22 protein-coding genes are annotated in these 21,912 nt (G+C 66.6%); 14 read left to right on the top strand and 8 right to left on the bottom strand.

Annotated elements, in window-relative coordinates; translation table 11 throughout:
• Positions 1-5: 5 nt before the first annotated feature.
• Positions 6-512: a MarR family winged helix-turn-helix transcriptional regulator gene (locus QFZ46_RS07095; RefSeq protein ID WP_307359822.1), complete on the bottom strand. Its 507-nt coding sequence runs from the start codon at positions 510-512 to the stop codon at positions 6-8.
• 102 nt (positions 513-614) lie between these two features.
• Positions 615-2,114, bottom strand: coding sequence for an aldehyde dehydrogenase family protein (locus QFZ46_RS07090; RefSeq protein ID WP_307359820.1), 1,500 nt, complete (start codon positions 2,112-2,114; stop codon positions 615-617).
• A 211-nt stretch (positions 2,115-2,325) separates the two neighbouring features.
• Between QFZ46_RS07090 and QFZ46_RS07085 the strand changes: the two genes are divergently transcribed.
• From QFZ46_RS07085 to QFZ46_RS07040, 10 genes are all read left to right on the top strand, one after another.
• Positions 2,326-3,204 (top strand): transketolase, encoded by an 879-nt coding sequence (locus tag QFZ46_RS07085; protein ID WP_307359817.1) that lies wholly within the window; start codon positions 2,326-2,328, stop codon positions 3,202-3,204.
• The gene (locus QFZ46_RS07080) at positions 3,204-4,169 is read left to right on the top strand and encodes a transketolase family protein (RefSeq protein WP_307359815.1); all 966 of its coding nucleotides are present in this window, start codon (positions 3,204-3,206) and stop codon (positions 4,167-4,169) included. Before QFZ46_RS07085 ends, QFZ46_RS07080 begins: the two co-directional genes overlap by 1 nt.
• A gap of 31 nt (positions 4,170-4,200) precedes the next feature.
• Entirely contained in the window at positions 4,201-5,265 is a 1,065-nt protein-coding gene (locus tag QFZ46_RS07075; protein ID WP_307359813.1) for a zinc-dependent alcohol dehydrogenase, read from the top strand.
• A complete protein-coding gene (locus tag QFZ46_RS07070; protein WP_307359812.1) occupies positions 5,265-6,794 on the top strand; it encodes a sugar ABC transporter ATP-binding protein in 1,530 nt (509 codons plus the stop codon). Before QFZ46_RS07075 ends, QFZ46_RS07070 begins: the two co-directional genes overlap by 1 nt.
• Before the next feature lies 1 nt (position 6,795).
• Complete coding sequence (locus QFZ46_RS07065; RefSeq protein ID WP_307359811.1) at positions 6,796-7,779, top strand: ABC transporter permease; 984 nt, start codon at positions 6,796-6,798, stop codon at positions 7,777-7,779.
• A 106-nt stretch (positions 7,780-7,885) separates the two neighbouring features.
• Positions 7,886-8,914: a sugar ABC transporter substrate-binding protein gene (locus QFZ46_RS07060; protein ID WP_307359809.1), complete on the top strand. Its 1,029-nt coding sequence runs from the start codon at positions 7,886-7,888 to the stop codon at positions 8,912-8,914.
• 56 nt (positions 8,915-8,970) lie between these two features.
• A complete protein-coding gene (locus QFZ46_RS07055; protein ID WP_307359806.1) occupies positions 8,971-9,750 on the top strand; it encodes an SDR family NAD(P)-dependent oxidoreductase in 780 nt (259 codons plus the stop codon).
• A gap of 73 nt (positions 9,751-9,823) precedes the next feature.
• Positions 9,824-10,606 (top strand): SDR family NAD(P)-dependent oxidoreductase, encoded by a 783-nt coding sequence (locus QFZ46_RS07050; RefSeq protein ID WP_307359803.1) that lies wholly within the window; start codon positions 9,824-9,826, stop codon positions 10,604-10,606.
• A gap of 8 nt (positions 10,607-10,614) precedes the next feature.
• The gene (locus tag QFZ46_RS07045) at positions 10,615-11,514 is read left to right on the top strand and encodes a sugar phosphate isomerase/epimerase family protein (RefSeq protein WP_307359801.1); all 900 of its coding nucleotides are present in this window, start codon (positions 10,615-10,617) and stop codon (positions 11,512-11,514) included.
• Positions 11,515-11,542: 28 nt separating this feature from the next.
• Positions 11,543-13,030, top strand: coding sequence for a benzaldehyde dehydrogenase (locus tag QFZ46_RS07040; protein ID WP_307359799.1), 1,488 nt, complete (start codon positions 11,543-11,545; stop codon positions 13,028-13,030).
• A gap of 42 nt (positions 13,031-13,072) precedes the next feature.
• Here QFZ46_RS07040 and QFZ46_RS07035 read toward each other — a convergent pair whose 3' ends face one another.
• A complete protein-coding gene (locus tag QFZ46_RS07035) occupies positions 13,073-13,534 on the bottom strand; it encodes a MarR family winged helix-turn-helix transcriptional regulator (protein WP_307359798.1) in 462 nt (153 codons plus the stop codon).
• An 80-nt stretch (positions 13,535-13,614) separates the two neighbouring features.
• Between QFZ46_RS07035 and QFZ46_RS07030 the strand changes: the two genes are divergently transcribed.
• The 4 genes from QFZ46_RS07030 to QFZ46_RS07015 are packed head-to-tail and all read left to right on the top strand — an operon-like array spanning position 13,615 to position 17,455.
• Positions 13,615-14,532, top strand: a complete 918-nt coding sequence (locus QFZ46_RS07030) for an SDR family NAD(P)-dependent oxidoreductase (RefSeq protein ID WP_307359796.1) — start codon at positions 13,615-13,617, stop codon at positions 14,530-14,532.
• Positions 14,533-14,536: 4 nt separating this feature from the next.
• Positions 14,537-15,445 carry an amidohydrolase family protein gene (locus QFZ46_RS07025; RefSeq protein ID WP_307359793.1) on the top strand — a complete coding sequence of 303 codons (909 nt, stop codon included), beginning with the start codon at positions 14,537-14,539 and terminating at the stop codon, positions 15,443-15,445.
• Positions 15,442-15,894, top strand: a complete 453-nt coding sequence (locus tag QFZ46_RS07020; RefSeq protein WP_307359792.1) for a MaoC family dehydratase — start codon at positions 15,442-15,444, stop codon at positions 15,892-15,894. Before QFZ46_RS07025 ends, QFZ46_RS07020 begins: the two co-directional genes overlap by 4 nt.
• Before the next feature lie 40 nt (positions 15,895-15,934).
• Positions 15,935-17,455 (top strand): acyl-CoA synthetase, encoded by a 1,521-nt coding sequence (locus QFZ46_RS07015; RefSeq protein ID WP_307359790.1) that lies wholly within the window; start codon positions 15,935-15,937, stop codon positions 17,453-17,455.
• Between the two features lie 28 nt (positions 17,456-17,483).
• On the opposite strand, the gene QFZ46_RS07010 is transcribed toward QFZ46_RS07015, so the two are convergent.
• Genes QFZ46_RS07010 through QFZ46_RS06990 form a run of 5 tightly spaced genes read right to left on the bottom strand, consistent with a single transcriptional unit; the run spans position 17,484 to position 21,779 of the window.
• On the bottom strand, positions 17,484-18,344 hold the full coding sequence (locus QFZ46_RS07010; protein WP_307359788.1) for a PaaX family transcriptional regulator: 861 nt from the start codon (positions 18,342-18,344) through the stop codon (positions 17,484-17,486).
• Positions 18,341-19,141, bottom strand: coding sequence for an ABC transporter ATP-binding protein (locus QFZ46_RS07005; RefSeq protein ID WP_307359786.1), 801 nt, complete (start codon positions 19,139-19,141; stop codon positions 18,341-18,343). Before QFZ46_RS07005 ends, QFZ46_RS07010 begins: the two co-directional genes overlap by 4 nt.
• Entirely contained in the window at positions 19,134-19,958 is an 825-nt protein-coding gene (locus QFZ46_RS07000; RefSeq protein WP_307359784.1) for an ABC transporter permease, read from the bottom strand. Before QFZ46_RS07000 ends, QFZ46_RS07005 begins: the two co-directional genes overlap by 8 nt.
• A complete protein-coding gene (locus QFZ46_RS06995; protein ID WP_307359779.1) occupies positions 19,955-20,785 on the bottom strand; it encodes an ABC transporter permease in 831 nt (276 codons plus the stop codon). The genes QFZ46_RS07000 and QFZ46_RS06995 overlap by 4 nt, the downstream gene beginning before the upstream one ends.
• A gap of 7 nt (positions 20,786-20,792) precedes the next feature.
• The gene (locus tag QFZ46_RS06990) at positions 20,793-21,779 is read right to left on the bottom strand and encodes an ABC transporter substrate-binding protein (protein WP_307359777.1); all 987 of its coding nucleotides are present in this window, start codon (positions 21,777-21,779) and stop codon (positions 20,793-20,795) included.
• Positions 21,780-21,912 lie beyond the last annotated feature (133 nt).

The following is a 21,912-nucleotide window of genomic DNA, read 5'->3' as shown; positions in this document are numbered from 1 at the left end:
GGGCGTCAGACGTTCGTGGCGGCGGCCTCATGATCGAGCGTCTGCAACTCGCGTGCGTCGACGAGCATGCGGAGGAGGAGCTCATTGAGGCGTTCGATCTCGCGGGGATTGAGATGGGCGAGCACGATCTCCTGACCGCGCATGGAGATCGGCAGCATCTCGTCGTGCATCTGCACACCCGCGGTGGTGAGGTACATCGGTCGCGACCCGCGCGGGCCGTCCATGAGCACGATGAGTTCACGCCCGCTGAGGACGTTCACGCTCTTGGACACCACGGCCTTATTGACCCCGATGAACTCCGAGACCTCGGTCGCCGACGAGCCGGGGCGGAGGGCGAGTGCGGAGATGATGCGCCAGTCGTTGGTGCCGAGGCCGAACCGTCGGCGCAGCTCGTTCGACTCGCGCCAGACCAGAGCATTGGACAGCAGCGCGAGCAGACGAGGCGTGAATTCGTCGGGATCGATCGTGTTGCTGAGAGGTTCGCGCTGAATCCCGTCATCCGCAGTGCTCACTGATTTATTCCTTCCAGGGAGTCCCCTGTCGTCTGACACATTAGTCGACGTGCGAGGTCGCGGTTCGAGCGACCGCGAACCCGCACGTCGTCCTCTCTCGGTTCAGTGGGCCATGGTGGCGAGCGCTTCAGGGTCGATGGTCGCGATCGAGCGGGTGTCCTGGAATGCGCGCACCCCCTCGATGCCCTGCTCTCGGCCGAAGCCCGAACCCTTCATGCCGCCGAAGGGCGCGCGCAGGTCGAGGCGAGTCGCACCGTGGTCGTTGACCCAGACGTAACCGCACTCCAGCTGTGAGCCGACGCGGTTCGCCGCATCCGCAGACGCAGTCCACACCGATCCGCACAGGCCGGCCCATGTGTCGTTCGCCAGCGCCACCGCCTCTTCCTCGGCATCGAAAGCGATGATCGGGATGACCGGCCCGAACTGTTCCTGGGTGACGACCCGCAGCGAGACGTCGGGATCGATCACCATGGCCGGCCTCAGGAAGTTGCCGCCGGCGAGGTCGCCGCCTGGCAGCTCGCCGTACTCGCGGACGTCGGCTCCGGCATCCTTCGCCTCTTGGATGATCTCCTCCACGAAAGCCTTCTGCGCCGGCTGGTGCAGCGGACCCATCGTGGTGCCCTCGTCGAGCCCGTACCCGAGCTTGACCTGGTTCAGGCGTGCTTCGAGCCCGGCGACCAGCTCGTCCTGACGCGACCTGTGCACGAACACCCGCTTGGCGTTCATGCAGATCTGCCCGGTGGTGTCGTAGATCGCCGCGAACAGCCGGTCGATGTGCGCGTCGTCGAGGATGGCGTCTTCGAGGAAGATCGCCGCGTCGTTGCCGCCCAGCTCGAGCGTCACCCGCGTCAGCGTCTTCGATGCCATCTCCATGATCCGCTTGCCGCCATTGACCGACCCGGTGAAGCACACCTTCGCGACATCCGGATTCTGGATCAGGCCAGACATCTTCTCGTCGTTGCCGGTGATGACGTTGAGCACGCCGGCCGGAAGCTTCTCCGCGATGCGCTGCACGAGACGAGCGGTGGCCAGTGGCGTGGACGGCGGCGCCTTGACGATGACCGTGTTTCCGGCGAGCAGGGCGTGCGGCAGCGCCGCGCCGAGGATCGCAATCGGCCAGTTGAAAGGCACGATGATCGTGACCACGCCCAGCGGCTGGAAGCTCACTTCGGTGGAGACAGGGATTGCGCCGGGGATCGCTGGCAGCGTCTTGCCGGTCTCGACGACGTCGGCCAGCGTGAGTGCGAGGTTCCACCGGATCTCGAACACGAGCGCGTCGATCCACGCTTCCATCCGCACCTTGCCGTTCTCCTGCGACAGGATAGCCGCGTCGGTGTCGCGGTCGTCGGCGATGCCCGCGATCGCATCCGTCATGGCAGCGGCTCGCGCCTCGGCCGACAACGATGCCCACGCCGGATAGGCCGACTTCGCCGCCACTACCGCATCGGCCACGTCCTCCTCGGAAGCCGATGCCGCCTCTCCGACGACCACTCCCTTCTTGCCGGGGTCCGCGACCTGCAGCACTTCTTCCGTGAAGCGCTCCTCGCCCCCGATGAACAGTCCAGTACGCACTCCTGAGCGCGTGTCAATCGTTCTCGACATCGTTTCCACCTCTCTGTGACTGAGTCGAAGCATCGCACAATGCTGTGCGCCGCTTATAAACAAGTTTATAGGCATTCTTCTTTACTTGTAAATGAGATTCTGTTAGCGTCACTCATCGTCGCCCACATCGAAGCGGGCGGCGAGAGCAAACGAGAGTCGACGAAGACCCCGCGTAGCGGCATCCCGTCGACGAGTCGATGAGGAGGATGCGATGGAGCGGACACCACTGACCGCGACCGAAGAACGGCACAGCGTCGAAGAGCTTGAAGACCTGGCATTCGAGCTCCGCGAGAAGCTGCTTCACCTGTGCGGCACGTACGAGGGGGCCGTGCACATCGGCGGCGACCTGTCCGCTGCGGACATCCTCACGGCGCTGTTCGAGTACGGGATGAACGTCGATCCGGCCGACCTCGCCAACCCGGAGCGTGACCGCTTCGTGCTCAGCAAGGGCCACGCGGCGGTCTGCATGTACATCGCGATGGCCATCCGAGGGTTCTTGTCGTACGACGACATCGTCGCGACGTACGGGCAGCTCGACAGCGCATACGGCATGCACCCCTGCAAGGTGCAGCTTCCCGGCGTCGAGGCGTCGACCGGCTCTCTCGGCCACGGGCTGCCGATCGCGGTGGGCATGGCGCTGGGCGCCCGCGGCCGGAACGATGAGCACCGCGTGTTCTGTCTGCTGGGCGACGGTGAGACCGGCGAAGGCTCGGTGTGGGAGGCAGTCATGGCCGCCCGCAGCAACAAGCTCGGCAACCTGGTCGCCTTCGTGGACCGCAACCGCCAGCTCATGACCAGCTTCGCCGAGGAGCGGGTCGTCTTCGAGCCCTACCCCGACAAATGGCGTGCGTTCGGTTGGAACGTCATCGAGATCGACGGCCACGACATGTCGCAGATCGTCGCCGCCCTCGACGGGCTGCCGGCCTCCGACAGCGATACGCCTACCGTGATCGTCGCCGAGACCGTGAAAGGCAAGGGCGTCGATTTCATGGAACGCAACCTCGCCTGGCATGCAGGCTCGCTCGGCGCCGCCGACCTCGAACGCGCCCTCACGGCGCTCAACGCCTCTCGCGTAAAGGAGACCGTCTGATGCCTGCGACCTTCACCTTCGGGGAGATGCTCTCCGCCCGGTCCGTCATCGGAACGACACTGGCAGAGCTCGGCGACGAGCACCCGAATCTGTACGTGCTCACCCCTGACATCGGCGCGACGCTGGTCGAGTTCCGCGATGCGTTCCCCGACCGCTTCATAGACGTGGGGCTGGCCGAACAGGCGTGCGTCGGCATCGCGTCGGGGCTCGCCTACGACGGCAACATCCCCGTCGTATCCGGCATGCTCCCCTTCCTCTCGATGCGCGCACTCGAGCAGGTGCGCACGGACGTGTGCTACCCGAATCTGCCGGTGAAGATCATCGGCACGCACGGCGGCCTTGTCGGCAACGGCGGATCGACGCATTACGCGGTCGAGGACCTCACGCTCATGGGCGCGCTGACGAACATGACTGTGACGTCGATCGGCGACCCGGCGATGGTCGGCGAGGTTCTCCGTCAGTCGATGACGATGGAGGGGCCCATCTACATCCGCCTTGCCGTGGGCAAGAAGGACAAGGTGCTCTACGAGCCGGGGGAACACGAGCTGCGCATCGGCAAAGGCATCATCGCTCGCCAGGGCACAGATGCCACGATCTTTACGCACGGCACCACCGTCGCGCAGGCTCTCGATGCCGCTGACCAGCTGGCCTCGGAAGGGCACTCGGTGCGTGTTGTGGACATGTGGACGCTCAAGCCGATCGACGAGCAGTTGATCCTGAGCAGCGCTGCCGAGACCGGTGGGCGGTTCGTGGTTCTCGAGGATCACCTCGCCTACGGCGGCCTGGCCACCCGAATCGCCGACGTGGTGGCCGACAACGGCGTGCACCTGACGGGTTTCGAACGCCTCGGCATCCCGCAGGTCTACGCGGGCTTCGGCGAGGACGAGCAGCTGCGCGACAAGCACGGCTACGGACTGGCGGACACGGTCGCCGCGCTGCGCCGCGTCATCTCCGCCCAGCACTGACCACCCCGACCTCGGTTCAAAGGAGAAGCGAATGAGAACGGTAGCGGTGACCCGGATCGGCAGCCTGCGCGATCCCGACGAGAGCACGCGCGGACGCATCGGCGTAGTCGATTTCCCCGAGCAGCCGCTCGGACCGGAAGACGTGCGCATCCGCGTGGCCTATTCGGCGATCTGCGGCTCGGACCCGCATCTGGCCGAGGGATTCTTCGGCACCGATGTGCCGATCGGGCTCGGACACGAGCTGTCGGGCGTGGTCGAGGCGCTCGGCGAGCGGGCTCACCGCAACGGTCTGAAGATCGGCGACCGCGTCGCGGGCAATTTCCTGCGATTCTGCGGCACGTGCCGCCCGTGTCAGGAGGGCAGACAGCAGTTCTGCGAACACATCCAGGACTACAACCGTCCCGGTATGGCCGAGACCGTCACCTGGCACGAGTCCCAGGTGTATCGGCTGCCTGACGGGGTGAGCCTGCTGCACGGCAGCATCCTCGAGCCGACCTCGGTCGCGGTCCGTATCGCAGACAAGGCCCGCGCGCGGGTCGGTGACCGCGTAGCCATCTGCGGCGGTGGCCCCATCGGGCAGCTCACCCTCCAGGTGATGAAGATGAACGGCGCGACCTCGCTCACCATGATCGAGCCGATCGCGGAACGGCGTGAGATGGCGCTGCGCCACGGAGCCGATTTCGCGATCGACCCCGTGACCGAGGACCAGGGCTCGCTCGCGGCCGAGATCACCGACGGGCGCGGATACGACATCGTGATCGACGCATCCGGTTCACCCCGCGCCGCCCAGGGTCTTCTCGACATCGCGGCAAAGGGTGCGACGGTCGTCTACGGGGCGATGTACCCCGCGAGCTACGAGCTGTCACTCAACCTCTCGGACTACCTGTACCTCAAGGAACTCACCCTCACCGGCGTCTTCGTCTCGCCGTACGCGTTCCCCCGGGCTCTGCAGATCCTGCCGTACCTTCAGCTCGACGAGCTCACTCAGGCGGTCTACGACCTCGACGACGCCGTGGAGGCGTTCGCGGTTCACATCAGCGGCCGGTTCCCCAAGGTCGTCCTCCGGTGCAACGACATCGACGAGGAGGTGCGGTGATGAGCATTCCCCTCGACCTCGAAGCTGTCGCGCCGCCGGCCATTGCGCCGATCCTTGAGGTGCGGGGCATCACAAAGCACTTCGACGGCGTGCAGGCGCTGCGCGGGGTCGACCTCGAGGTGCGTCCGGGAGAGATCCATGCCCTCCTCGGCGAGAACGGCGCGGGCAAGTCGACGCTCATCAAGATCATCACGGGGCTCTACCAACAGGATCAGGGCGGGGTGCTGGTCGCAGGTGAGCCGGTCGACTTCACGAATGTGCGCACCGCGCACCGCGCCGGCGTGGTCGCGCTCTACCAGGAGCTTTCGATCGTGCCGACGATAAGCGTGGCCGAGAACATCGTGCTGGGCGAGGATGCACCGTCGACCCTCGGATTCGTGCGTTGGAAGGAACTCCGCGCACACGCACGGGCTCAGCTGGATCGCCTCGGGCAGCAGATCAACCTGCGTCGCCTCGCAGGCGGGCTCTCACCCGTTCAGCAGACCATGGTCGCGGTCGCTCGTGCGTTGTCGATCGATGCCAAGGTGCTCATCCTGGACGAGCCCACCGCAGCTCTCACGGACACTGAGATCGAGGGACTCTTCGCCGTCCTGCGAAGCCTGCGTGACGAAGGCGTCGCGATCGTCTACGTCTCGCACCGGCTCGAAGAGGTGTTCGCCCTGTGCGACCGCCTCACCGTCATGCGCAACGGCCGCACGATCGTGACGAAGAACGTGTCCGATACTTCGATAGACGACGTCATCTCGACGATGGTCGGTCGCGAGCAGAGCGAGATGTACCCGGCACGTGGCACGGGTGGAGGCGACGTCGTGCTGTCCGTCGAGGGGCTCTCAGGCCGCCGCGTGAGCGATGTGTCGTTCGAGGTGCGCTCTGGCGAGGTCGTCGGTATCGGAGGTCTTGCGGGGTCGGGCCGGAGCGAGCTGCTCCGCCTCCTCGCCGGGGCGCAGAAGACATCGGCCGGCACAGTGCAGGTCGACGGGAGGGCACCGGTCGGACGTGGAGTCGGTCGGGCCCTCGATGCGGGCATCGCCCTCGTGCCTGAGGAGCGTCGAGCGCAGGGCGTGATCCTGTCTGCGCCGATCGCCGACAACATCGCGATCGCGAACCTCAAGTCGGTGAGCTCCGGCGGCATCGTGTCGCAGGGACGAATACTGCAATTGGCCAAGCGGGCGCTCGCCGAACTGCAGATCAAAGCCCGGGGCGTCCGGCAACCCGTCGGGCAGCTCTCCGGCGGAAACCAGCAGAAGGTCGTGCTCGCCAAGATGCTCGCACGCAATCCCACGGTGCTGCTCATGGATGAACCCACGCGAGGGATCGATGTGGGAACGAAGGCTGAGATCTATCGACTCATTCGTGAGCTCGCCGCGACGGGAACGGCGGTCGTCGCCGTCTCCAGTGAACTCCCCGAGCTCATCGGGCTTTCGGACAGGATCCTCGTGATGCACGAGGGCCGCATCTCCGGTGAAGTCGACGCAGACGGCGCCGACGATGAGCTCATCCTCAATTACGCATACGGAAGGGACGCCTGACATGGCGCAGACAGATACCCTCACGATCGCCGCGGTCGAACCCGACCGCTCGCCGCGCTTGCAATGGGTGTGGCAGGGGAGCACGGTCATCGCCCTGGTCGCGCTCGTCATCGTATTCACCGTTGCCGGCAACGGGGTGTTCTTCACCGCAGGCAATATGACGAACATCCTCAACCAGGTCGCGATCCTGGCCATCATCGCGGCCGCGCAGACCTTCGTCATGGTGGTCGGGGACTTCGACCTCTCGGTGGGAACGACGGCTACGCTCTCCGGCGCGTCGGCCGCCGCCCTCATGATCGCCGGAGTGCCGGTCCCGCTGGCGATCGTCCTGGCTCTGATCGTGGGCACGCTCATCGGTGTGGTCAACGGCATCCTGGTCGCGTACCTCAATCTCTCCGCTTTCGTCGCGACTCTGGCGACCATGACCACTGTCGGCGGGCTCGCCCTGATAGTCACCGGGGGAACGACCCTGTACGGCTGGCCGGACGAGTTCGGATTCCTCGGGCAGGCGCGCGTGAACGGGGTGCCGCTTCCGGTCTTCTATGCGGTCGCGATCGCCGTGGTCGCCTGGGCGGTCCTGCGCTTCACGACGATCGGGCGGCGCTGGTACGCGATCGGCGGCAACGCCGAGGTCGCCCGGCTCTCCGGCGTCAGCGTCCGCTCGACTCGATTCCTCGCGTTCGTGGTGGCGGGTTTCCTCTCGGGCCTCGGCGGCATCGTCCTGGTCAGTCGCCTCGGCAGTGCCGGCTCCTCGAGTGCGAACGATCTCATGATGTTCGCCGTCGCCGCGGTGTTTCTCGGAATGACACTGCTGCGGTCTGGGCAGGCGAACATCGGCGGAACGATCGTGGGCGTCGCCATCATCGGTGTCGTCCAGAACGGCCTCAACATCGTCGGGGTCAACACGTACATCCAGCAGGTGCTCATCGGCTTGATCATCATCGCCGCCGTTCTGCTGTCAGGACTCAAGCAGAAGAGCACCTAGCGCGGTGTCGGCGTGCGAGGCCGACACCCAGACATTCCCTCCCGTCGGGGCACCGTCCCGGCGATCCCACCAGCCACAGTATGAAACACGACAAAGGAGTTCGCTCATGCGCAATGCAAAAACGGGAAGACGACTCAACGCCGCCGCGCTGGCCATAGCCGCCGTGGTGACTCTCGCCGGATGCTCGGTGACCACCGGAGCCTCGAACAGCGGCACGAACGCCGAGGGCAAGACGGACGGACTCGGCGACGACGGCGTCTTCACGGTCGCGGCGTTCACCGCGGGCTACGCCACACCGGGCGGAAAACTGACGCTCGACGCGTTCGTGGAGGAAGGCAACGCCCAGGAGAACTGGGACGTGACGCTCTATACGAGTGCGTTCGACTACGACAAGATCAACAGCGATGTCCAGACCGCCATCCAGCAGGGCGCGGACGCCATCCTCGCAGGGTTCCCCGACCCGCGTCAGATCGCTCCGCTCGTCCAGGCGGCAAAAGAGGCCGGCATTCCGATCTTCTCGATCGACGGCGGAGTCGAGCCCAACGACGACTTCGTCGTGGACATCACTTTCAGCCAGGAGGTGACTGCGGACCTCACGGTCGGTGCACTCGACGAGGCCATGGGCGGCCTCGAGGGGAAGAACGTCATGGTGATCGGGCACGACCCGCACATCGGCATCCAGACCCGGTCGAACCTGGCGTTGGACAAGCTCAAGGCAGCCGGAGCGATCATTGCCGGGGGCGACATGAAACAGGCGCTCGATCCGGGAACCGGACGCACCGAGGCGCTGAACTTCGTCACCGACTACCTGCAGGCCAACCCCGATGGGCTGGACGGAGTCTGGGTCGGATGGGATGACGCAGCACTCGGCGCGGCACGTGCCATCACAGAGGCAGGCCGTGACGACATCTTCGTCACCGGCGTCGATGCCCTGGGGGAGACCGCGATCGAGATCGCGAAGGACGGCCCGATGTACGCATCCGTCGCGCAGGACTGGATCAAGGTCGTCGACCAGATGATCGGCTTCATGAACGAGTACCGAGATTCGGCGACACTGCCCGACGTCAACTACGTACCGTTGGACGGCCAGCTGATCGACCGCAGCAACGTCGCGACGTACGAGCCGACGCTCTGATCCGCGCTGTGACGATGGGAACCAGCGCCTCAACCGCCCTGTCCGGGCTGTTCGACTTGAGTAGGGACATCGTCGTCGTGACGGGTGCCTCGAGCGGCATCGGACAGGCGGCCTCGGAGATCTATGCCGCAGCCGGGGCCAGCGTCGTCGTGCTCGGACGGAGTGAAGGCCGTGTGGCCGATGTGGCTGCGCGGATCGTATCCGCAGGCGGCAAGGCCCACGGATACGCCGTCGACATCGCCGAGCGCGGCGCGCTCGATGCCGTGTTCCAGCGCATCACGGCCGAGGTCGGTCGCCCCACGGTCGTCGTCGCGAACGCGGGAATCGCCGGTGGCGCGAGCTACCTCGGCGAGGGCGGTATCGCGGACTACACGGACAGCGAGTGGGACGAGGTTCTCGCGACCAACCTCACCGGGACGTTCGAGACGCTCCGCGCGGCCTCGCGTGTGCTCGAATCCGGCGGACGGATCCTGGTCACCGCCTCGACGGCAGGGCTGCGGACGGACCCGATGGTCTCGTACGCCTACGTCACCACGAAGGCGGGCATTCTCAACCTCGTCCGCCAGCTGGCCCTCGAGATGGCACCGCGCGGCATCCGTGTGAACGCGATCGCGCCAGGGCCATTCAAGGGCACACGCATCGGCGACGGTGAGGTCGAGATCACGCCCGAGGCGGAAGCGGTGTGGGCGGGGACCATTCCCCTCGCGCGGATGGGGACGATGGCCGAGGTCCAAGGGCCCATGCTCTTCCTCGTCTCGCCGGCGTCGTCGTTCATCACGGGAGCCGTCCTCGCCGTTGACGGCGGGGCGCTCGCCCTCTCGCACACCGGATTCTGACCGAATTCATTCACCCATCTCTGCCGGCGGGGTTCGCACCCCGCCGGCAGATCATCACGAAGGAGAAGACATCATGAGGCTCGAAGGCAAAGTCGCCATCATCACCGGCGGTGCCAGCGGAATCGGACGCGCGACCGTCGAGAAGTTCGTCCGCGAGGGCGCGAAGGTCCTGATCGCGGACATCTCTCTCGAGCGGGCGCAGCAGGCGTCGGATGAGATCGCGGCCACCGGCGCCGCCGGCGCAACGGCCGCCTGCCAGGTCGATGTGTCGGTGTTCACCGAGGTCGAGGCGATGGTCGCCAAGGCGGTCGAGGTGTTCGGAAAGCTCGATGTGATCTTCAACAACGCGGGCATCGCGGGCGGGAAGCCGCTACTCGACCACGATCCGTCCGTCGACTACGAGCCGATGATCCGCGTGGATCAGGACGGTGTGTACTACGGCATCCTCGCGGCGGGACGTCAGTTCCGCGATCAGGGCACTCCCGGCGTGATCATCAGCACGTCGTCCATCTACGGCGAGCAGGCGGCCGAGCTGTCGTTCACCTACAGCGCCGCCAAGGCGGCGGTCATCTCGTTCACGCGTTCGGCCGCGTACGAGCTCGCGCAGTTCGGCATCCGCGCCGTGGCGATCACTCCCGGCCGTGTCGGCACGGCGATCATCAACCAGTTCAGCGACGAGCTGAAGGCCACCTTCGCGGCCGAGCAGATGCGCAACAAGATGACCGAGCCGTCCGAGATCGCCGACGTCGTCGCGTTCCTCGCCTCCGACGAGGCGAACGCCATCAACGGCACGGTAGTGCACGTCGACGACGGCTACTCGTCGTTCAAGCAGCGCCTCGACCTACCGGTGTTCTGAGGATCGCCATGGATCTCGATCTCTCCTGCCACCTGTCGATCATCACGGGCGAGACGGATCGTGCCGGCCTCGCCCCGATTCTCGGCGGCCTGCGCGAGATGGGGTACCGCAGGGCCGTGCTCGCGCCGATGGACGAGGGTGCGACGGATGCTGCGGCACTGCGCGCAGTCTTCGTCGAGGCCGGCATCGCGCCGATCACGATGTGCGGACAGGGACCGGGTGCGGATGTGTCCTCATCGGACGCAGCCGAACGGGCGGCGGGAGCCGCGACGCTCAGAGCATCGGTGGACTTCGCCGTCCGCGTGGGAGCCGACCAGATCAACGGCGTGCCGTACGGGCTGTTCGGTCGCCCCGTCCACCCCCTGGCGCCGGCGGCGTTCGAGCGGAGCGCCCGGGAGGTCGGCGTCGTCGCCGACTACGCCGCCGACCACGGCGTGCAGCTCACCTTCGAAGTGCTCAATCGCTACGAGGAAGCGGCCATCAACACCGCGGCGCAGGCGATGGAGTATGTCTCCGCGAGCGGATCGGACAATCTCGGCATTCACCTCGACACATTCCACATGGCGATCGAGGAGGCCGACATGAATGAGGCTATCCGTCACGCGCTGCCGCACCTGCGCTACCTGGAGCTCGGCCAGTCGGGTCGCGGACTGCTCAGCACCGGGTCGCTCGACATCCCAGGTGTCGTTGCGGCGGCGCTCGACGACGGCTACGGTGGCCGCATCGGCGTAGAGGCGTTCTCCCGACCGCTGCTGGCGCGCGGCGTGGCCGACATGCTGTCGATCTGGCGTTCACCGTTCCAGGATGGACTGGAGGTCGCCGCTGACGCCGTGCGTGTCATCCGTAAGGGCTGGGCCGAAAGCGGTCCAGGCCGACGGGCCCGCCGACTCTCCCGAGCCGGCGCCTGAGACCCTGCAGCAACGAAAGGACCACCCGATGTCCACCGTGACCGAGACGGCCGAGCCCCTCATCTCCGAGAGCGTGTTCGGCGGAAAGATTTACATCGACGGCGAATGGGTCGCGGGCTCTGGCGGTGAGATCGGATCGATCGCGCCCGCGACCGGTGAACCGATCGCCTCGGTCGGCGTCGCAGGCGCCGACGACGTCGCTCGTGCAGCCGCTTCGGCCGCGAAAGCGCAGCGCGACTGGGCGGCGACGCCGCATCCCGAACGCGCAGCCGTGCTGAGGCGGGCTGCCCAGCTGTGGGAGGCGCACGCCGAAGAGATCATGGACTGGAACATCCGCGAGGTGGGTGCCATCCCGCCGCTGGCCGGCTTCGCTCTGCACGTGACCGCAGCTGAATGCTACGAGGCCTCCGCGTTGCCATCGGCTCCGCTGGGCTCGATACTCTCCAGCGAGGAGCCGCGGCTGTCCTTCGCCCAGCAGGTTCCGGTCGGGGTCGTGGCTGTCATCTCGCCTTTCAACGTGCCGCTCATCCTCGGCATCCGCGCGGTGGCACCCGCCCTCGCCCTGGGCAACGCGGTGCTGCTCAAACCAGACCCTCGCACGGTGATCACCGGCGGAGTCTCGATGGTGCGGATCTTCGAGGAGGCCGGCCTGCCCGCGGGGCTTCTGCAGCTCGTTCCTGGTGGGGCGGACGTCGGCGAGGCGCTTGTCACCGACCCGAACGTGCGTGTCATCGCTTTCACGGGGTCCACCCGCGCGGGTCGCATCGTCGGCGAACTCGCCGGACGGCACCTCAAGCGCGCACACCTCGAGCTGGGTGGCAACTCTGCGTTCGTCGTCCGCGAGGATGCCGACGTCGATCAGGCTGTGAACCTCGCGACGTGGGGTGCGTTCCTGCATCAGGGTCAGATCTGCATGACCGTGGGTCGCCACATCGTGCACGAGTCGCTGTTCGACGACTACGTGTCGAAGCTTGCGACGAAGGCTGAGTCGATGGTGGTGGGCGACCCTGCTGCGGGACAGGTGCATCTTGGACCCCTCATCGACGAGGTGCAGCGCGACCGCGTCCACAGTATGGTGCAGGATGCCGTCGCCCAAGGCGCGACGCTCGCCGCAGGCGGCACGTACGAGGGGCTCTTCTACCGACCCACGGTGCTCGCGAACCCGCCGCGCGATGCGGCCGTGTACTGCGATGAGGTGTTCGGCCCCGTAGCGTCAGTGGTCTCCTACGCAACGGACGACGAGGCTGTTGAGTTGGCTGCTGCCACGGAATACGGACTGTCACTGGGCATTGTGAGCCGCGACGCCATGGCGGCGCTTGGGATGGCACAGCGCATTCCGACCGGTATCGTGCACATCAACGACCAGACCGTGAACGACGAGGCCAACAGCCCGTTCGGCGGTGTGGGTGCCTCTGGCACGGGATCTCGCCATGGCGGCGCGCAGGCCAACATCGATGCTTTCACCGAGACCCGATGGATCACTCTGCGCCGGGAGCCCGGGCAGTACCCGCTGTAGGAGAGCCGGCTGTCCGCCGAGATGGCCCCGGCCCGGGCGTCGTCAGCGCGACTGGTTCGAGGGGAAAGCGGTCCTACGCAGCAGATCGGCGAGTGTGCTGCGCTCGCTCTCGGTGAGCTCGCTGTGCAGCAGGTGCGCGGTCGCGCGAACCTTCTGTCGCGCCTTCACGAGCGTCTCGAGACCGAGGGCAGTGGCGACGATCACGTTGGCGCGCCGGTCGCGCTGGTCGGGTTCGCGTTCGACGAGCTTCGCCTTCTGCAGCTGGTCGACGAGCGCGACGACCTGGCTCGGGTCGAGTCGCAGGAACTCCGCGATCTCGCGCTGCGATGTCCGCCCGCCGACCGCGGCCAGCTCGAGCACCGAATACGAGCGGACCTTCAGGCCGAATTCGGCGAGGGCCGTATTGCCCGCCGCATTGGAGAGGGCGCTGGCCCGCGCGAGCAGGAAGCTCATGTCATCGATCAGCGCCTGGCTGCCCTGGGGCTGCACCGCGGGATTGGTCATGGATTCATCCTAGAGTACGGTGATGCTACCAATAATTGAAGTTCTCAAGTAATGTGAGAGAACACCAACGAGGGAGTGTCATGTCATTGGACGGCAAAGTCGCCATCGTCACGGGATCCGGTCGCGGACTCGGGCTCGCCTACGCGCAGGAGCTCGCCCGCCAGGGCGCCTCCGTCGTCGTGAACGACGTCTCGGCGGATGCCGCAGCAGAGGCGGTCGGCGCGATCGAGGCCGAAGGGGGCAAGGCGGTCGCCGTCGTGGCGCCGGTCGGTCCGACTGAGACCGCGAAGCGGCTCGTGCAGACCGCCGTCGATACCTATGGCAGGCTCGACATCCTCGTCACGAACGCCGGGGTGCTGCGTGACACGGTGCTGTGGAAGATGAGCGACGACGACTTCGACACTGTCATCGGCGTCCACCTGCGTGGCACGTTCACCTGCGTCCGCGAGGCCGCGACCTACATGCGGGCGAACGAGATCGCCGGCCGCATCATCTGCATCGGCTCGCCGACCGGGCAGCGCGGCAACTTCGGTCAGACGAACTACGCGGCAGCCAAGGCCGGCATCGTCGGCATGGTGCGCACGTGGGCGATGGAGCTCAAGAAGGCGGGTATCACCGCCAACGCCGTGATCCCGGTCGCTGCGACCGCCATGACCGCCACGGTGCCGTACTTCGCCGCCGCCGTCGAGGCCGACGCGAAGGGCGAGGCGATGCCGGCGTTCTTCCGCCATGACCTCGGCTTCGGCACTTCCGGCGATGTCGCCGGGCTCATCTCCTATCTGGCATCCGATTCCGCGGCATCCGTCACCGGGCAGGCGATCGGCATCGGCGGCGACCGCCTCCAGCTCTGGTCTCACCCGGAGGCCGTTGTCACCGAATACCACGAGGGCGGCTGGTCGTACGACGCGCTCGAGGCGGAGTTCCCCGCGCTCATCGGCGAGAAGCAGCAGTCCGTGGGCGAGCGCTTCCCCGCGCTGCCGGAAGAACTGCAGCGCTGACATCGTGACCCGCTACGAGTCGAACCTCGACCTCGATGTCCTCGGGGCGATCGACGTGCACGTCCACATCGAGATCGATGACCACGGGCATGCGTCACTTCCGGATGACCTCGTGGCGGCGGCGTCGAAATACTTCTCGGCAGATGCGAGTCGGCCCGACCTCGATTCGATCGCCGCGTACTACCGTGAGCGACGGATGGGGGCAGTGGTGTTCACCGTCGACGCCGAGACCCGGCTCGGCCGATCGCCGATATCGAGCGCGGACATCGCTGCGGGTGCCGCACGGCACAACGACGTGCTGATCCCGTTCGGCTCGGTCGATCCGAATCGGGCGGATGCCGTCGACCGCGCCAGGCGGCTCATCGAGGACAGCGGCGTTCGCGGCTTCAAGTTCCATCCCACCGTGCAGGGGTTCGATCCGAGCGACCCTGTCCACTTCCCGCTGTACGAGGTGCTGCAGGACGCGGGCGTGGTTGCGCTGTTCCACACAGGCCAGACGGGGATCGGCGCCGGGCTTCCCGGCGGACGCGGAATGCGTCTCGCACTGTCGAACCCGATGCTGCTCGACGACGTGGCTGCCGAGCATCCTGAGTTGCAGATCATCATGGCGCATCCGTCGGTGCCCTGGCAGGACGAAGCGTTGTCCGTCGCGACCCACAAGCACAACACCTGGATCGACCTGTCGGGGTGGAGTCCGAAGTACTTCCCGGATTCCCTCGTGCGCGCGGCGAACTCGTACCTCAAGGACAGGGTGCTGTTCGGCTCCGACTACCCGTTGCTGACACCCGATCGCTGGATACGGGATGCCACGGCCGCCGACCGTTTCACGCCCGAGGTGCTCCCGCGCATCTACAAGGACAACGCCGTGCGCCTCCTCGGCCTCGACCGAACCACGAAAAGGACATCATCATGACCACCACCGTCGCCTACGCCGACCTCGAGAGCGCCGCCGGCACCGATCTCGGCTACTCCGAATGGCTGGAGATCACCCAGGACCGCATCGACGTCTTCGCTGACGCCGCCGATGACCACCAGTGGATCCACGTCGACCCCGAGCGTGCAGCCGGTGGACCCTTCGGTGCGCCGATCGCGCATGGATTCCTCACGCTGTCGCTGGCGACGAAGTTCTGGAGCGAGCTCTTCGAGCCGGAGGGCGTCACGACCCGGGTCAACTACGGGCTCGACAAGGTGCGGTTCGTCTCACCCGTCGCCGTGGGCTCCCGCGTGCGCATGAACGCCGTCATCGCCGAGGTGACGGAGGTCAAGGGCGGCTACCAGCTCGCCGTAGACCAGACCATCGAGATCGAAGGCGGCACGAAGCCCGCCGTCGTCGCCCGTGGGATCTACCGCTTCTACGCCTGATCCGCACTCGGACCGGCATCCAATCGCAAAGAGGCTGAGGATGAAGAATCAAGGGCTGGGCAGCTGGATCTCTCGCCGTCGCGTGAAGTCCGAAGGCGACATCGCGGTGATCCAGGGCGATCGCGCATACCGCTACGAGGAGCTGGGCGACCGGATCGACCGGTTCGCCAGCGCGCTCGCGGAGCGGGGTGTCGCCAAGGGTGATCGGGTGGCATACCTGGGGAACAATCACCCCGATTTCCTCACCTCGTTCTTCGCCTGCGGGCTGGTCGGGGCGATCTTCGTCCCGTTGAACACGCGCCTCGCGCCGCGCGAGCTCGAGTACATGATCGAGGACAGCGGTGCGCGTCTGCTGATCGCACATGAGGAGCTCCGCGATGTCGCGCGCGCGGCCGCGTGGTCGAGTGCCATCGAGCGGCGCATCATCGTCGACGGGCCGGCAGAAGTGCCCGCCGTAGAGAGCTTCGAGGAGGTCGTCGCCGCGGCATCCGCCACTCCGCCCGTCGCCGAGGTCACACTCGACGACCCGGCCATGATCCTGTACACCTCGGGTACGACCGGCCGTCCGAAGGGTGCCGTGCTCACGCACGGGAACTTCACCTGGAACTCGATGAACGTCCTCGTCGACTACGACCTCACGTCCGAGGAGCGCACCCTCCTCATCGCGCCGATGTTCCATGTCGCGTCATTGGGCATGGGGGCACTGCCGACGCTGCTCAAAGGCGGCACGCTTGTGGTGCAGGAGAAGGTCGACCCGGGTGCTGTGCTCGCGGCTGTGCAGGAGCACGGCATCACGAGCCTGTCGGGGGTGCCGACGACATTCCAGATGCTCGCCGAGCATCCGGGCTGGGACGAGGCCGACCTCTCGACGTTGCGAAGGCTCACCTGCGGTGGTTCCAGCGTGCCGCTGCGAGTCATCGAAGCCTATGAGAAGCGGGGACTGAGCTTCTCGTCCGGTTATGGGATGACCGAGACGTCACCGGGCGCGACCTCGCTGCCGTACCGCAAGGCTCGCGAGCACGTCGGCTCGTCCGGCATCGCGCACTTCTTCACCGACGTGCGCATCGCCTCTCCGGACGGGGACGAGATGCCGGCGGGGGAGGCGGGAGAGATCGAGATCAGCGGTCCGAACGTCATGAAGGAGTACTGGCTGCGCCCGGATGCCACCCGCGACGCCCATCGAGGCGAATGGCTGCGCTCCGGCGACATCGGGTTCCTCGACGAGCAGGGCTATCTCACCATCAGCGACCGGGTGAAGGACATGATCATCTCGGGTGGAGAGAACATCTACCCCGCCGAGATCGAACAGCTCATCATGGAACGCACGGAGATCGAGTCCGTCGCGGTGATCGGAGTGCCGGACGAGCGCTGGGGCGAGGTGCCGCTGGCGATCGCCGTCGCCCGCTCCGAGATCACCGCGGAGGACGTGCTCGCGCATCTTGCCGGCCGCATCGCCAAGTACAAGATCCCGCGCGGAGTGCGGTTCGTCGACGAACTGCCGCGCACGGCGAGCGGCAAGGTGCGAAAGGTCGCTCTGCGAGGCAAGTTCACCCTGGAGTGATCACCTGCGCGAACTCTCGCGAGGAGCGCTATCCACCGACCGGCGTCGGCTGCGCGGTGAGCGCGGCGAACTCCGCCTCCGACTGAGGGGCGAGTTCGGCGCGCAGGCGGCGGTAGAGCGCGAAGGAGTCCGGCGCCGGCCATTGTGCGTCCATGAACTCCGGGGGAAGTCGCGGATCCGCACGCAGCAGCTCCAACCAGTCGGCGACGAGCATCGTGCGCATGACCATTGCGGATGAAGAGCCGTCGATCGCGACATCGCGCCAGGTCTCGATGAACGCCTCGTGCGCCCCGCGGATCCCGTCGATGTCCCAGGCGTCGCGCACGCTCGAGGCGATCGGGAACCCGTCGAGCTCCTGAGCATGGAACGCCATCACCGCGCCGTCCGGAAGCTCCGCGCGGAGGGGCTCGATGGCCGCGGCCAGCGCGGGGCGCCCGGATGCCAGCCACAGGCCGTCGCGCAACGGGGCGAAGCCGTGCCAGGTGAGCGTGGAGCGCAGTCGCCCCCTCAGCGTGCGCAGTTCCTCCGGCAGCGAGAAAGTGACGAGGGTCCACCCGTCACCGTCCGGATGGAACGGCGATGGCCCGCGCACGCGATCCGTCGCCTCCCCCAGCATCGTCCGCCCGGCCGGCGTCAGCGAAAACTCGAGGTGTCGGCCGTGCCGCTCGCGCGAGAGCACGCCGTTTCGGACGAGGCGGTCAAGCGTCGCTCGCGCCGCGGGCGCGGCGACGCCGGCGCCGTGGAGCACCTCGAGGAAGACGCCGGTGCGCACCGGCGCATCCCAGTCCTGCCCCATGAACTCGCCGAGGAAGGAAAGCACCAGGCGTTTGGGCTGTCTGCTGCGTGCCGGCTCGCTCATGGCGCCGTCATCGAGCGCGCGCGTCGTCATGCGTTCGAGCGTACGGCTTCGCCGCGCTTCGCCCGCTGGATCTGCTCGTACACGTGCGTGCGCAGTTCGGTGAACCGAGGCAGCGCCCTGGTGGTGATCTGATCGCGCTCTGGCGCCAGATCGATCGCGAGATCCTCCTGCACCCAGGTCGGCGACTTCGAGAGCACGATCACGCGCTCGCCCAGATAGACGGACTCGTCGATGTCGTGCGTCACGAACAGGATCGACATCCCCCGTTCGGAGTGGAGCGTGCGCACCAGATCCTCGAGGTCGGCGCGCGTCTGAGCGTCGACCGCGGCGAAGGGCTCGTCCATGATCAGCACCTCGGGCTGGTAGGCGACCGCTCTCGCGATCGCCACGCGCTGCTGCATTCCGCCCGAAAGCTGCCACGGGTAGCTCTTGGCAGCGTGGTCGAGTCCCACAGCCAGCAGTGCGTCATCGACCAGCTGCGTGCGCTCCGCCTTCGAGAGCTTCTTGTGCTTGAGGGGCAGCTCGACGTTGCCGCGCACGGTCAGCCACGGGTAGAGGCTGCGGCCGTACTCCTGGAACACGAGCGCCATCTTCTCGGGGGGAGAGGTGACCCGTCTGCCGTCGAGCTGCACGTCGCCCGCGGTGGGACGCAGGAGGCCCGCGATGCACTTCAGCAGCGTGGTCTTGCCGCAGCCGGACGGACCGACGATGCATACGAGCTCGCCGCGATTCATCGTGAAGCTGATGTCACCGATCGCCTCGACGCGACCGGTGGCCGAGTCGTAGACCTTGTTGAGGTTCTCCACCTTCAGAAGCGTCTCAGGCACGCTCGACCTCCTTGATTCCGTGGTACCAACGCAGTACCCGACGCTCGACGAAGCCGAAGACGACCGCGAGCAGAACGCCGATGAGTCCCAACAGCAGGATGCCACTCCACATCTCGGCGATGAGGTAGTTCTGCTGGAAGTACTTGATCTGATATCCCAGCCCCGACGATGAGTAGAACAGCTCCGAGATGACCATCATGATCAGTGCGACCGACAGCGTCTGGCGCACGCCGGCCATGATCCGCGGGCTCGCCGCCGGCAGGACGAGGTCGAACAGGCGCTGTGAGCGTGTGAGCGAGTACGACCGGGCCGTCTCGGTCATCACGGAGTCGGTCGCGCGCACGCCTTCGATCGTGTTCAGCAGCACGGGCCAGATCGCACCGAAGGCGATCACGATGATCTGCATCGCGTCGGTCACGCCGAGGAAGGCGACGAAAACCGGGATGAGCACAGGCGGCGGGATGGCGCGGAAGAACTCCAGGAGCGGTTCGAGCAGTTCCCGCAACCATCTGGTGAGTCCGATGAGGGTTCCCGCGACGATGCCGACGAGGACGGCGATGACGATGGCCACGAAGAGCCGAGCGAGGCTCGGGAGCACGTCGTTGACGAATGCCGGACCGATCCAGGTGTCGGAGAACGCGCCGGCGATCGTCTGCGGGGCGGGGAAGAACTTCGCCGGTGAGATCGTCGCGGCGATGCCCCAGATGAGAAGGAGCACGAGCGGGAGCGCGACGGCGTAGAGCGTGTTCTCGCCCGCTTTCGCCCACAGGCGCGACTTCGGTGCCGGGGTGCGGACCGTGCTGGTGTACAGGCTCACCCGGCCTCATCCCCTCTCACGGACTGATGCCACGACAGCGTGCGGCGCTCGATCGCTCGGAACCCGATGTTGATCAGCAGGCCGAGTGCGCCGGTGACGATCACGATGGCGTAGACGGTGGTGATGTTGCCGATTCCGGATGCCACGGTCAGCTGCCGTCCGAGACCGGGATTGCCGATCGTCATCTCTGCCGTGACGGCGAGGATGAGGGCGACGGCAGCGGCGAGCCGCAGGCCGGTCATCAGGTACGGCAGCGCGGTGGGAAGCACGAGGTTGCGCAGTTGAGACGCTCGGGTGAGACCGAAGCTGCGCGCCGTGTCTCGTGCGACCGTGTCGATATCGGCGACGCCGTACAGCACCTGCACGAAGACCTGCCAGAAACTGGCGTACACGATGATGATCAGTGCGGCCGGCATCTGAAGCCCGTAGACGAGGATGGCGAGCGGGATCAGCGCGACCGACGGGATCGGTCGAAGGAACTCCACCACGGTGTGTGTCGCCCGTCGCAGTACTGGCACCATGCCGATCGCGGTGCCGAGTGCCGTGCCGACGATCGTCGCGATCACGAGCCCGATCGCCCATGCCGTCATGGTGCGACCGATGTTCCGCCAGAACTCCAGATCTCGCAGCAGCACCGACAGCTGAGCGAAAGTGTCCGTCGCAGAGGGCAGCTGCTCGGGGTTGAGGATTCTCAACGTCGAGAGCAGCTGCCACACCGCGAGGAAGCCGACGACTCCGAGCGTGCCCAGAAGCACCCGGCGGAGGCTGCCGAGGCGGTGACGGCGCCGGTGTCCGGTGAGTGCCGCAGAGGAGGTCGCAGTCGTCATGCCGGGGTCACTGCTGCTGGATCAGGCGATCGAAGTCGGGCAGCTTCTCGATGTACTCGTACTTGACGGCGAGATCCGCGAGCGTCTTGATGCTGTCCACATCCATCTCGAACGTGAAGGTGGGAAGAGTAATCCCCTGCGCGGCCTCGAGCGGGATGTCGAGTCCCTCGGCGATCGCCGCGTAGACGGCATCCTCATTGGAGGATGCGAATTCCAGCGCCTCGGTCATCGCCGCCGAATATGCGGCGACGAGATCGGGATCTTCGTCGATGAGCTCCTGCGTGGTGATGTTCGTCAGCACCGACAGGCCCGGGATGACCGCCTGATACGGCGCCACGACGGATGTACCCCCCTCGCCGACGACCATGGCGCGGAACGGGTCCGGTGCCCAGCCGGCGTCGATGGTGCCTGTGTCGAGCTGGGCCTTCACATCCGGGAAGGCGACCTCGATGAACTCGATCGTGGAGGAGTCGCCGCCGTCGGCGTCGACCGCGGCGCGGATGGTGAGGTCGCCGGCGGCGCCGAGGCTGTTGACGGACACCTTCTTGCCGCTCAGGTCCTTCGGGCTCGCGATACCGGAATCGGCGAGTGCGACCACCGCGTTCACATCGTCTCCGTCGGCCAGGCTGTCGGCATAGTCGCCGATGATAGCGACGCCGAGGTCCTGCAGGTCGGCACGGATCGGGCCGAAGGGCTGACCGATGGCGAACTGGATGTCGCCGCTGAGGAGTGCGGGGATCGCCTGCGCTCCGCCCTGAGCCGGTACGACCTCGACCTCGAGGCCGTGATCGGCGAAGATGCCCTCGTCGATCGCGGCCCACAGGGCCCCGGTCTCGGCGATGGGGAGTGCGGCGACGCGGATCTTCGTGACGTCGTCGGGCGATGAACCGGCATCGCTCGGCTCGGCTGTGGGTCCGGCGGCCGAATCCGTGCAACCGGACAGCGCGAGGGTCACGACGGCCAGCAGGCCGAGCGCGGCAAGACTCTTCTTCATGGGTGGGCCTCTCATCGATGGGTTGTCGAGGCCGACCCTCGTTGCGGTCTCTTCGGGGAGAACGCAACGGGACGCACATCGACGTGCTGTTAGTGCCCATCGTGTGGGAAGCGAACATGATTGTCAAGGGTTT

The sequence above is a fragment of the Microbacterium murale genome (genome assembly GCF_030815955.1).
Lineage (GTDB): Bacteria > Actinomycetota > Actinomycetes > Actinomycetales > Microbacteriaceae > Microbacterium > Microbacterium murale_A.
This window is presented reverse-complemented; position numbering and strand designations above follow the sequence as displayed.